General features: G+C 73.8%; 14 protein-coding genes. 8 read left to right on the forward strand and 6 right to left on the reverse strand.

Annotated elements, in window-relative coordinates:
- Positions 1–564 (forward strand): LysM peptidoglycan-binding domain-containing protein (locus FK498_RS13470; RefSeq protein WP_237560942.1); only part of this gene is annotated, 564 nt, incomplete at its 5' end.
- Between the two features lie 7 nt (positions 565–571).
- Here FK498_RS13470 and FK498_RS13475 read toward each other — a convergent pair.
- Complete coding sequence (locus FK498_RS13475) at positions 572–1,000, reverse strand: hypothetical protein (RefSeq protein WP_141855384.1); 429 nt, start codon at positions 998–1,000, stop codon at positions 572–574.
- 51 nt (positions 1,001–1,051) lie between these two features.
- Here FK498_RS13475 and FK498_RS13480 point away from each other — a divergent pair, with 51 nt between their 5' ends.
- Genes FK498_RS13480 through FK498_RS13495 form a run of 4 tightly spaced genes read left to right on the forward strand, consistent with a single transcriptional unit; the run spans position 1,052 to position 3,212 of the window.
- Positions 1,052–1,753, forward strand: coding sequence for a phosphatidylserine decarboxylase (locus FK498_RS13480; protein ID WP_141855386.1), 702 nt, complete (start codon positions 1,052–1,054; stop codon positions 1,751–1,753).
- A gap of 1 nt (position 1,754) precedes the next feature.
- Positions 1,755–2,618, forward strand: a complete 864-nt coding sequence (locus tag FK498_RS13485; RefSeq protein WP_141855388.1) for a phosphatidylcholine/phosphatidylserine synthase — start codon at positions 1,755–1,757, stop codon at positions 2,616–2,618.
- Positions 2,615–2,875 (forward strand): hypothetical protein, encoded by a 261-nt coding sequence (locus tag FK498_RS13490; protein ID WP_141855390.1) that lies wholly within the window; start codon positions 2,615–2,617, stop codon positions 2,873–2,875. Before FK498_RS13485 ends, FK498_RS13490 begins: the two co-directional genes overlap by 4 nt.
- Entirely contained in the window at positions 2,868–3,212 is a 345-nt protein-coding gene (locus tag FK498_RS13495) for a hypothetical protein (RefSeq protein WP_141855392.1), read from the forward strand. Before FK498_RS13490 ends, FK498_RS13495 begins: the two co-directional genes overlap by 8 nt.
- A gap of 1 nt (position 3,213) precedes the next feature.
- On the opposite strand, the gene FK498_RS13500 is transcribed toward FK498_RS13495, so the two are convergent.
- The 4 genes from FK498_RS13500 to FK498_RS13515 are packed head-to-tail and all read right to left on the reverse strand — an operon-like array spanning position 3,214 to position 6,738.
- A complete protein-coding gene (locus FK498_RS13500) occupies positions 3,214–4,461 on the reverse strand; it encodes a CaiB/BaiF CoA-transferase family protein (RefSeq protein ID WP_141855393.1) in 1,248 nt (415 codons plus the stop codon).
- A gap of 11 nt (positions 4,462–4,472) precedes the next feature.
- Complete coding sequence (locus tag FK498_RS13505) at positions 4,473–5,219, reverse strand: CoA-transferase (protein WP_141855395.1); 747 nt, start codon at positions 5,217–5,219, stop codon at positions 4,473–4,475.
- Positions 5,216–6,043 carry a CoA transferase subunit A gene (locus FK498_RS13510; protein WP_141855397.1) on the reverse strand — a complete coding sequence of 276 codons (828 nt, stop codon included), beginning with the start codon at positions 6,041–6,043 and terminating at the stop codon, positions 5,216–5,218. Before FK498_RS13510 ends, FK498_RS13505 begins: the two co-directional genes overlap by 4 nt.
- Positions 6,040–6,738, reverse strand: a complete 699-nt coding sequence (locus FK498_RS13515) for a dienelactone hydrolase family protein (RefSeq protein ID WP_141855398.1) — start codon at positions 6,736–6,738, stop codon at positions 6,040–6,042. Before FK498_RS13515 ends, FK498_RS13510 begins: the two co-directional genes overlap by 4 nt.
- A 153-nt stretch (positions 6,739–6,891) precedes the next feature.
- Between FK498_RS13515 and FK498_RS13520 the strand changes: the two genes are divergently transcribed.
- Entirely contained in the window at positions 6,892–8,457 is a 1,566-nt protein-coding gene (locus FK498_RS13520) for an ABC transporter substrate-binding protein (RefSeq protein WP_141855399.1), read from the forward strand.
- Between the two features lie 33 nt (positions 8,458–8,490).
- Entirely contained in the window at positions 8,491–9,156 is a 666-nt protein-coding gene (locus FK498_RS13525; RefSeq protein WP_141855400.1) for a DUF3047 domain-containing protein, read from the forward strand.
- Between the two features lie 96 nt (positions 9,157–9,252).
- Here the strand turns inward: FK498_RS13525 and ndk are convergent, their stop codons facing one another.
- Positions 9,253–9,675: a nucleoside-diphosphate kinase gene (gene ndk, locus FK498_RS13530; RefSeq protein WP_141855401.1), complete on the reverse strand. Its 423-nt coding sequence runs from the start codon at positions 9,673–9,675 to the stop codon at positions 9,253–9,255.
- Between the two features lie 107 nt (positions 9,676–9,782).
- Between ndk and FK498_RS13535 the strand changes: the two genes are divergently transcribed.
- A partial coding sequence (locus tag FK498_RS13535; RefSeq protein WP_237560943.1) for an ABC-F family ATP-binding cassette domain-containing protein occupies positions 9,783–11,400 on the forward strand: 1,618 nt, incomplete at its 3' end.

The following is an 11,400-nucleotide window of genomic DNA, read 5'->3' on the forward strand; positions in this document are numbered from 1 at the left end:
GTGGCCGCCCTGCCGCCCGCGCCTGTGGCTTCCCCCGCCCCGGCCGCGCCACCGGACCCGCCCGCCCGGGCTGCTGCGCCGGCAATCCCGGCCGGCCGCCCGCCGGCGGGGGTCTCGGTCGATGCGGTGGACTACGGCGACGACGGCGGCGTCAGCTTCGCGGGCCGCGCCAACCCCGGCGACGCCGTGCGGCTCTATCTCGACGGGCAGCATCTCGGCGACGCACGTGCCGATGCCGAGGGGCGCTGGGTGCTGGCCCCTGCGACGCCGATCGCGCCCGGCCGCACCCAGGCGCTGCGCGCGGACCAGGTGGCGCCGGACGGGCGCGTCACCGCGCGCGTCGAGCTGCCGTTCCAGCGCGCCGACACACCGCCCGGAGGGCTGCGCCCGGGCAGCATCGTCGTCCAGCCCGGCCACAGCCTCTGGCGCATCGCCCGCGCGACCTACGGGCGCGGCATCCGTTACACCGTGATCTACGAGGCCAACCGGGCGCAGATCCGCGATCCGGACCTGATCTATCCCGGCCAGGTCTTCGTGCTGCCCCCGGCTGGGCAGGACGGCTGAACCGCGCTCAGGCTGGCCGGGCGCCCGCCTCGTCGAGCAGGTCGAGACACGGGGCGAGGCGCAGCACGAACCGGGTCGCCGCGGCGATCAGGGCGCTGACCGTCGCCGGCTTGCCGAGCGCCTCGACCGCCTCGATCACCACGCCGTGGGCGGGGCTGAGCCCGACCCGCCATTCGGGCGGCGCATCGTCGCGCAGCGCCGCATAGGCGGCATAGACCCCCGGCCGCAGCGCCGCGGCCTCGGCCGTGAACGGCACGTGGCCGGCGAGCACCGACAGGCGGAGGCGGGCATCCGGACACAGCACCGCGTGGACGCGCCGGCCGCGCCAGCGGAAGCCGAAGCCGGCCGGCCGCGACGGCTCGGCCGCGTGCAGCACGCCTTCGGCATCGACCAGGAAGGGGCCGAGACGGCCGAGCGCAGGTGCGGATGTGCTCATGGCCCCGGTATGTGACGGGTCGACGTAAAGCGATCTATAACGCCGACCATCATGAGCCTGCTCGACACCACGGCCTCCGTGCTCGCCCGCCCGCACCGCGCCGGCCTGCCCTTCATCGCCGGCGCGCTGGCGGGCGGGCTGGTCGGATGGTTCCTCTGGTCGGGCCTGCTCTGGCTCGGCGTCGCCGGCGCCCTCTTCTGCGCCTTCTTCTTCCGCGACCCCGACCGCGCCGTGCCGACCCGCGCGGGGCTCATCCTCGCGCCCGCCGACGGCCGCGTCGTCTCGATCGCGACCGTCTCTCCGCCACCCGAACTCGCGCTCGGGCCGGCGCCGCGCGTGCGCATCGCGACCTTCCTCTCGATCGTCGACGTGCACGTCAACCGCGCCCCGGCCGCGGGCACGGTCAAGGCGATCGCGTACCATCCGGGCCGGTTCCTCAACGCCGCCGAGGACAAGGCCTCGGAGGAGAACGAGCGCAACGCGATCACGCTCGAGCTCGCCTGCGGGCGGACGCTCGGCGTGGTGCAGATCGCCGGGCTGATCGCGCGCCGGATCGTCTGCGAGGTGGAGGAGCGCCAGAGCCTGCGCGCCGGCCAGCGGATCGGCCTGATCCGGTTCGGCAGCCGCGTCGATCTCTACCTGCCCGAGGGGGCCGCGCCGCTGGTCGCGGTCGGCCAGCGCATGGTCGCGGGCGAGACGGTGATGGCCGACCTCGCCTCCGACGAGCCGGCGCGCGCGGCGGAGCTGGTCTGAGATGCGCCCGCCCCTCACGCCCGCGGTCGAGCGCTGGCGCCAGCGCATCAAGCGCCGGTCGCGGCCGCGCTTCCGCGGTCCCTCCTTCAACCGGCTCATCCCCAACCTGATGACGCTGGTGGGGTTGTGCGCGGGGCTCACCGCGATCCGCTTCGCGCTGATGGAGCGCTGGGAGGCGGCGGCGATCGCGATCGTCGCCGCCGGCGTGATCGACGGGCTTGACGGACGGATCGCGCGGCTGCTCAAGGGCACGAGCCGCTTCGGCGCCGAGTTCGACAGCTTGGCCGACTTCCTCTGCTTCGGCGTCGCCCCGGCGATCGTGCTCTATCTCTGGACGCTCTCGGCCTGGGGCGGTCTCGGCTGGGCGCCCTGCCTGATGTACGCGGTCTGCGCGGCGCTCCGGCTCGCGCGCTTCAACGCCGCGATCGACGGCGCGCCGAGGCCGGCCTACGCCTACAACTTCTTCACCGGCGTGCCGGCGCCGGCGGCCGCGGGGCTCGCGCTGTTCCCCCTGTTCCTGTTCCTGCAGGCGCAGGCGCATGGCGCCCAGCTGCTCGCCGAGATCGCGCAGTTCCCCGCCCTCTCGGCGGCGATGCTGCTCGCGGTCGCGGCGCTGATGGTCAGCACCCTGCCGACCTGGAGCTTCAAGAACTTCAAGGTGCCGCACGACTACGTGCTGCCGCTGCTGCTGGGCGCCGGGCTCTATGTCGCGCTGCTCGTCAGCGAGCCCTGGGCGGCGCTCGCCGCCGCCGGGATCATCTACGCCGCGCTCATTCCGCTCGGCGTGCGCAGCTACCGCCGGCTGAAGGCCGAGGCCGAGGCGCTCGGCACGCCCGAGGACGAGCCGCTGAGGCGCACCGCATGACCGAGGCCGAAACACGCCGGATCGCGATCGGGCTGATGCACACGATGACGCGGATCGCCGAGGCGCTGTCCAACCTGAACGCGGCGCAGACGATCGCGGCGGATGCGCTGGCACGGCTCTCCGCCGGCGAGGGACTTGATCCCGCCGCCCTGCGGACGCATCAAGAGCACATGCAGGCGGCGCAGGTCGCGATCCGCGGGCTCGCGAAGGATCTGGAGGCGTCGATCGACCTCCTGGAGGCGGGTTCGCATGGCTGACGGGCCCGACCTGAGCCTGCTGCGCCAGCGCATCCGCGAGATCGAACGCCGGCTGGACGGCGCGGGAACGGCGCTGCCGGCGGAGACGGAGCCGCGCGTGGCACAGCTCGAGCGCGAGGTGGCCGCGATCGCCGCGCTGCTCGCGCGTGTCGAGCCGATGATCGCCCGCATCGACGCGACCGTGCCGGGGCTGGCGAGCAAGGTGGAGCTCGAGCGGATGCGCGCGCAGGTGGCGGCGCAGCTCGGCGAGAAGCCGAGCAGGGCCTCGCTGTGGGCGCTGGTCGCGCTCCTGCTGGTCGTCCTCGTCGCGCCGCGGGTGGCCGGGCTGCTGCCGTAGCCTACTCGGCGGCCTTCGGCTGCGCCTCGGGCCTCGGCGCGCTGCCGCGCCGGCGTTCCACGACCACGCCGGCCTGCTTCAGCGCCGCGATCTCCTCGGCCGAGAAGCCGTGCGCGGCGAGCACCACATCGGCATGCGCGCCGAAGCGCGGGGGGGCTTCGCGCGCCCCGCCCGGGGTGCGGGCGAACTTGATCGGCGTGTTGAGCCCGCGATACCAGCCGATCTCGGCGATCATCTTGCGCGCCGCCGTGTGCGGCTCGGCCACCACCTCGTCGAAGTAGCGCACCGGGCCGGCAGGCAGTCCCGCGGCGAGCAGCCGCATGCAGAGCGCGGCGCCGTCCTCCTCGCCGACGATCGCCTGAACCTCGGCCGACAGCGCCGCCCGATTGGCCAGCCGGTCGGCATTGGTGCGGAAGCGCGCATCGTCGGCGAGCTCGGGCCGGCCCAAGAGGGCGCACATCTTGCGGAAGGTCGCGTCGTTGCCGGTGCCGATGAAGATCTCTCCGGTGCGTGTCCGGAACGTATCGTAGGGCGCGAGGTTGGGGTGCGGGTTGCCGGTCGCCACCGGCCGCCTGCCCGAGAGGAAGAAGTTGGCCGCGTGCGGATGCAGGAGCGCCATGCCGCAGTCGTGCAGCGTCATGTCGATGAACTGGCCCTGGCCGCTGTTCGACCGCTCATGGAGCGCCATCAGGATGGCGATCGCGCTGAAGAGGCCGGTGCCGATGTCGACGATCGGCGTGCCGAGCCGCACCGGCCCCGTCTCCGGCGTGCCGTTGATGCTCATCAGGCCCACCATCGCCTGCACGATCGCATCGTAGCCGGGAAAGCCGCCCAAGGGCCCGTCCGCGCCGAAGCCCGAGACGCGGCAATGGATCAGGCGCGGGAAGCGCGCCTTCAGCGTCTCGTAGCCGATGCCCCATTTCTCCATGGTGCCGGGCTTGAAGTTCTCGACCAGCACGTCCGCCCCCTCGAGCAGGCGCAGGAGCACCGTGCGCGCCTCGGGCCGGGCAAGGTCGAGCCCGATCGACTTCTTGTTGCGATTGACGCCGATGAAGTAGGAGGCGTCACGCGTGCCGTCCTCGTGCGTGTGGAAGGGCGGGCCCCAGTCGCGCACCTCGTCGCCCTGCGGCGGCTCGATCTTGATCACCTCGGCGCCGTGATCGGCCAGCACCATGGTGCAGTAGGGTCCGCCGAGCACGCGGGTGAGGTCGATGATCTTGAGGCCGGCAAGCGCGCCCGGGCTGAGCATGGCGGATCTCCTCAAGCGGCGCGCGCGCCGAAGACGCGGGCGCAGAACTGCGGATAGGTGTCCTCGAGGGCGGCGCGGATCGGTCCCGCCAGCGCGGCGCGATCGTCCTCGGACGGGCCGCGCGTCTCGGGCACGTGGGTCGGCTCGTCGTAGTCGAAGCCGGTGTTCTCGCGGATGGATTCGCGCGTCTCGCCCGGATGCAGCGAGGCGAGCGTGAAGCGCGCGCGCACGGCGTCGAAGGCGAAGACGCAGCGGCCCGTCACCAGCGCCTGCGGCGAACCGCGGCGATACACGCCCGCGGCCGACACGCCCGGGGCGGATACGTAATCGACCTTGGGGACGAGCACGCGCGGCGAGTGCTCCTCGCGGAACAGGATCACGCGCGGGACGGTGAAGGCCATGAAGGCCGAGCCGAAATTGCCGGGCAACCGTGCCGACGATCCGGCAGGCGTCCCCGTGCCGACCAGGTTGATGTTCGCCTGCCCGTCGATCTGCGCGCCGCCGAGGAAGAACAGGTCGATCCGCCCCTGGCCGGCGAGGTCGAAGAGTTCGCGCGCGCCCTCGGTGAACGGGTTGCCGACGCGCTGCTGGAGCAGCGAGAGGCGCACATCGAGGCCGCGATGGCGCGCCAGCATCACCGCATGCGCCGGGATCGGGCTGGCCGCGCCGACCGCGGCATGGCGCACCGGGTGTGGATTAGGTGCCGCGATCAGGTCGGCGATCGCCGCGATCAGCAGTTCCTCGCGCGATACGGTCATTCCGCGGCCTTGGGCAAGGGGCCGAGCACGTGCTCGGCGAGATAGGCGCGGAAGCCCTCCTCGGTGCGCGCGGCCTTCGCATAGGCGTCGAGATGCGCGGCGTCGGCCGGGTAGAGGTCGAGCAGGGCGAGCGGCCAGGCGCCGCGCTCGGCCTCGGCCACGGCGGAGACGTAGAGCGAGGAGATCACGCCCGGCGCGAGCCGCTCGTCCGCCATCAGATTACCTTCGACCAGCCGTTCGGCGGTGACGAGGGTCGTGCGCGCCGCGTGCGCGATGGTGGCGAGCTCGCGCCGCCGCCCGACCCAGACATTGCCGAAGCGGTCCGCCATCGCGGCGTGGATGAGGGCGATGTCGGGCACGAGCGCGGGGATCAGCACGATCGGGTCCGGCGCCTCGGCGAAGGGGTTGTCGATGACCCGCCAGTCGGTGCGGTCGGCCAGGAGATCGGTGCCGATCATGCCGCGCAGCGGCAGGAAGGGCACACCCTTCTCGGCCGCCTGCAAGGCGGTGTGCACCGCCGGGCAGGTCGCATCCGTCAGGCGCAGCGCGCCCGTCCGCATCGCCGCGGTGAAGCGCGGCGCGAGTCCCGCCTCGCCGAGCGTCACCGCCGAGGTGGTCAGCGCCGAGACGCAGCCCGCGCCGATCAGCAGGTCGGTCGCGAAGCCCGAGATCGGCACGCCGAGCAGGTGAAGGTCGCGGACGCCGCGCCGGATCAGCGCACGCACCAGCGCGACCGGGCAGAGCGAGGCGTCAGGCGGCAGGGCGACGAAGGCGCCGTCGGGGACGCGCGCGGCGAGCGCCTCGACAGTCTCGATCGGGGTCATGCGAGCCAGCGCGCCAGGAACGCCGCGGTGCGCCCGTTCGCGATCGCCGCGGCGCGGCCGTCCCAGTGCTGGCCGCCGACACGGGCGAAGGCGTGATCAACGCCCGGATAGACATGCGCCTCGACACGCGGGTTCGGCATCACCGCGGCCAGCACCGCGCCTTGCGCCTCCTTCGGCACGAACTTGTCGTTCTCGGCGATGTGCATCAGCAGCGGGTTCGCGGCGTGGCGCAGCTCGCCCGCGAGCCCTTCCAGCATCACGCCGTAGTAGGAGACGTTGCAGTCGGCATCCGACCGGATCGCCATCAGCGCCGCCAGCCGCCCGCCGAGGCAGAAGCCGATCGTGCCGGCCCGGCCGTTGCAGCCCTCGAGCCGGCGCGCCGCCGCGAGCGTCGCCTTGAGGTCCTCCACCCCCTTGTCCTGGTCGAAGGCCTTGAGCAGCGCCATCGCCTTGTCCCACTCCGCCTGGGTCTTGTCGGTGAGCGAGACGCGCGGCTCGAGCCGCCAGAACAGGTCGGGGCAGACGCCGATGAAGCCCTGATCGGCGATCGCGTCGGTGATTGCGCGCATCGCGGGGCTGACGCCGAAGATCTCCTGGATCACGACCACCGCGCCGGCGGGCGTGCTCTTGGGCCGCGCCACATAGGCGAAGAACTCGCCCGAACCGTCGGTCGCCTTGATCGTGATCTCCGTCATGGATCCTCCCCTCGCGCTGGGCCGGTGCAGCATATCCGCGCCGGGCCGGCCCGGCCACCCGGGGCATCCGCGCCCCGCCTCGGGAACGCCCGGCCTCGCTGCCCGCAGGACCGTCCCGCCGGCTAGACTGGGCGCCGCCACCGGGAGACCGCCATGACCAGGCTCGCCGTCCTCGCGCTCGCCGCCGCGCTCGCCGCCGCGCCCGCCACGGCGCAGACGCTGCGCTGGGCCGCCGGCACCGATGTCGCCACCCTCGACCCGCACGGCAACGCCGGGAGGTTCACCCTCTCCTTCCTCGGCAACGTCTACGAGGGGCTGGTGCGGCGGGCGCCGGACCTGTCGCTCGAGCCCGCCCTCGCGACCGGATGGCGCAACGTGGCGCCGCGCGTGTGGCGCTTCACCCTGCGCGAGGGCGTCGTGTTCCAGGACGGCTCGCCCTTCTCCGCCGAGGACGTCGCCTTCTCGATCGCGCGCGCCAAGGGCCGGCGCGTCGGGGCGCGCGGGATGCTCGCGCCGATCGCCGAGGCGCGCGTGGTCGATGCCCGCACGGTCGAGCTCGTCACTCCCGCCCCCGATCCGATCCTGCCGCAGGGGCTTGCCGACGTGCTGATCATGTCGCGCGCCTGGGCCGAGCGCGTCGGCGCGGCGGAGGCCTCGAACCCCGCGCACGACGTCGAGAACGCGGCGACGCGCAGCGCCAACGGCACCGGGCCGTTCCGCGTGACGTCGCGCGAGGCCGGCCGGCTGACGGTGCTGGTCCGCAACGACGCGTGGTGGGACACGAAGCGGGGATCGATCGTCGAGGTCGAGTTCCGCCCGATCACGGCGGACGCCACGCGGCTCGCGGCACTCGCCTCGGGCGAGGTCGACCTGGTCATGCCGGTGCCGTTGCAGGACATCCCCCGGCTGAAGGCGACCCCGGGCATCGTGGTGCTGGAGGGGCCGGCGCTGCGCACCATCTTCCTCGGCTTCCACATCGGCCCGGTGCTGAAGCAGGGCGAGGCAGGCGGACGGAACCCGCTCGCCGATACGCGCGTGCGGCGCGCGATCGGCCACGCGATCGACGCCGAGGCGATCCGCACCCGCGTGATGCAGGGTGCCGCCACGCCGGCGGGACTGCTCTGGGGCCCCGGCGTGGCGGGCTACACCGCAGCCGAGGACCGCCGCCCCGTGTTCGACCCCGCGCGCGCCCGCGCCCTGCTCGTGGAGGCCGCGTATCCGGAGGGCTTCGCCCTCACCCTCGACTGTCCGAACGACCGCTACGTCAACGACGGCGCGATCTGCCAGGCGATCGCGCCGATGCTGGCGCGCATCGGCATCCGGCTGACCGTCAACCTGATGCCACGCGCGCAGTACTTCCCGAAGCTCGCGCGGCTGGAATCGAGCTTCTTCCTGCTCGGCTGGTCGGCCGACACCTACGACGCGCACCACCCGCTGCGCTTGCTCGCGCATGCGCGCGACCCGGACCGCGCGCTCGGCACCTGGAACTACACCGGCTACGACCGGCCGGAGGTGAACGTCCTGATCGAGGCGATCGGCGAGGAGTTCGATCCCGCGCGGCGCCAGGCGCTGATCGACCAGGCGGCGGCGATGCTGCGCGCTGACGCCGTCTACCTGCCGCTGCACCACCAGGCGCTCGCCTGGGCGCATCGCGACCGGGTGAGGGTGGTCCAGCGGGCGGACGACGTCGTGGTGCTGAACTGGATCACCCTGCGCTGATCGCACGGCCCGCGCGGCTGCTATGATGGCGCCATGCAGGCGGGGCGGCTCGCGGCGGTGGCGCTGACCCTGGCGCTCGGCGCCGGGCGGGCCGGTGCGTCGGTGGATCCCGGACTCGCGGCGCAGGGCTGGCGCGACCAGCCGGTCGATGGCCGCGCCCCGCTCGCCTTCGCCGCCGAGGGCGAGACTGGCCTGCGCATCAGCGGGGCGGGCGGGGCGGGGATCGTGTTCCAGCCGATGCGCGTGCCGGTCTCGCCGGTGCTGTGCCTGTCGTGGCGCTGGCGGCTCGAGCCGGGCGCGGCGCCCGCCGGGCTGGTGCTGCAGGTGGGGTTCGAGGCGGACGGCGAGCGGATGACGCTGAGCCAGCGCTACGCGCTCGGCTTCGCGCGCATGATGGCGCGCGGGCGCATGGTGCCCGGCTTCGCGCTCTCCTACCGCTGGGGCGGGGCGGCCGGCGAGCCCGCCTGGCATCCCACGCCGCTGCTCGCGCTCCTGGAGCAGAGCCGCTGGCGCCAGGACGAGGCCGCGCCGCGCGGGGTGTGGATCGAGGAGCGGGTGGCGCTCGCCGCCGAGTTCCGCGCCGCCTACGGCATCGCGCCGCCCGGCTACGTCACCGAGCTCGCGATCGGCGCGCAGGCGGGCGCGCCCTTCGAGGCGCGCATCGAGGGGATCGCGTTCCGCCGCTGCGCCGGGCGCTAGGGCGGATCGCACACGGCCCGCCCCGGCCGCGTGCGCGACGATCCCCGCGAGGAATGCCCGGGACGGCTTCCACGCGGGTGGAACCCGTCCCGGCGGTCAGCCGACGATCTCGTAGCCGGCGAAGAAGTAGGCGATCTCGGCCGCGGCGTTCTCGACGCTGTCCGAGCCGTGCACCGAGTTCGCCTCGATGCTCTCGGCGAACAGCTTGCGGATCGTGCCGGGGGCCGCCTTGGCCGGGTCGGTGGCGCCCATCACCTCGCGGTTCTTCGCCACCGCGTTCTCGCCCTCGAGCACCTGCACCACCACGGGGCCGGAGCACATGAAATCGACCAGGCTGTCGTAGAAGGGGCGGTCCTTGTGCACGGCGTAGAAGGTCTTGGCGTGCTGGCGCGAGAGCCAGAGGCGCTTCTGGGCGACGATCCTGAGCCCGTTCTCCTCGAGCAGGGCATTGATCTTCCCCGTGAGGTTCCGCCGCGTGGCGTCCGGCTTGATGATGCTGAGAGTGCGCTCGACGGCCATGCTGTGTCCCCTGGGTTCGTGGCGGTGGCGGCCCTCTAGGACAGGACGCGCCGGAAGGGAACCCCCGCCCTTCCCTCGCGGCCGACGGGGCGGCTAAACCCCGCGCCATGACGGTGCTGGCGATCGAGCAGGCGACCATCCGGATCGCCGGGCGGACGCTCCTGGACCGGGCGGACCTGACGGTCGCGCCCGGCCGGAAGATCGGTCTGGTCGGCCGCAACGGCGCCGGCAAGTCGACGCTGCTCCGGGCGATCGCCGGCGAGATCGGCCTCGACGGCGGCGCGATCCGCCTCTCCCCGCGCGCGCGGCTCGGCCGGGTGGCGCAGGAGGCGCCCGCCGGCGAGGCGAGCCTGCTCGACACCGTGCTTGCCGCCGATGCCGAGCGGACGCGCCTGCTCGCCGCGGCCGAGACCGCACCGCCCGAACGTCTCGCCGAGATCCACGACCGGCTGCGCGCGATCGGCGCGGAGGCGGCGCCCGCGCGCGCGGCGACGATCCTGGCGGGGCTGGGGTTCGACGCCGAGGCACAGGCGCGGCCGGTCGGCGCGTTCTCGGGCGGCTGGCGCATGCGCGTGGCGCTGGCCGCGGCGCTGTTCGTCGAGCCCGACCTGCTGCTGCTCGACGAGCCGACCAACCATCTCGATCTCGAAGCGACGCTGTGGCTGGAATCCTGGCTCGCGCGCTTCGCCGGTGCCGCGATCATCGTCAGCCACGATCGCACCCTGCTGGATCGCGCGGTGGATGCGATCGCGCATCTCGACCGCGGCAGGATCGCGCTCTACCCGGGCGGGTTCGAGGCCTTCGTGCGGATCAGGGAGGAGCGCGCCGCGCAGCAGGCGGCGATGGCGGAGAGGATCGCCGCGCAGCGCGCGCGTCTGCAGGCCTTCGTCGACCGCTTCCGCGCCAAGGCCTCGAAGGCGCGCCAGGCGCAGTCGAAGCTGAAGGCGATCGCGCGCCTGCCGGCGATCGAGGCGCTGGTGGAGGATGCGCCGACGCGCTTCTCCTTCCCCGAACCGAAGGCGCTCGCCCCGCCCCTGATCACGCTGGACCGCGCCGCGGTGGGCTACGGCGGCGCGCCGGTGCTGCGCGAGGTGTCCCTGCGCATCGACCAGGAGGACCGGATCGCGCTCCTCGGCCGCAACGGCAACGGCAAGTCGACGCTCGCCAGGCTGCTCGCCGGCCGGCTCGACCTGCTCGCGGGCGAGATGTTCCGCACCCCGCGCCTGACGGTCGGATACTTCGCCCAGCACCAGGAGGAGGACCTGTTCCTCGACGAGAGCCCGGTCGATCACATGGCCCGCGCCCTGCCGCGCGCGACCCCGGCGCAGGTGCGATCGCAGCTCGCGCGCTTCGGCCTCGATGCCGAGCGCGCCGATACCACGGTGGCGGCGCTCTCGGGCGGCGAGAAGGCGCGGCTCCTCCTCGCCCTGGCCACGCGCGAGGCCCCGCAGCTCCTGATCCTCGACGAGCCGACCAACCATCTCGACATCGACGCGCGCGAGGCGCTGGTGCGGGCACTCGCCGACTACCGGGGGGCGGTGGTGCTGATCACGCACGACCCCCACCTGATCGAGCTGGTGGCGGACCGGCTGTGGCTGGTGGCCGACGGCACGGTCGCGCCGTTCGAGGGCGATCTCGACGACTACCGCGCGGCCCTCGCCGAGAGCGGGCGGGGGGCCCAGGCGGCGAAGCCCGCCGCGCCGAGCCGCGCCGAGGACCGCCGCG

The organism is Elioraea sp. Yellowstone (assembly GCF_006704265.1).
Classification (GTDB): Bacteria; Pseudomonadota; Alphaproteobacteria; order Acetobacterales; family Acetobacteraceae; genus Elioraea.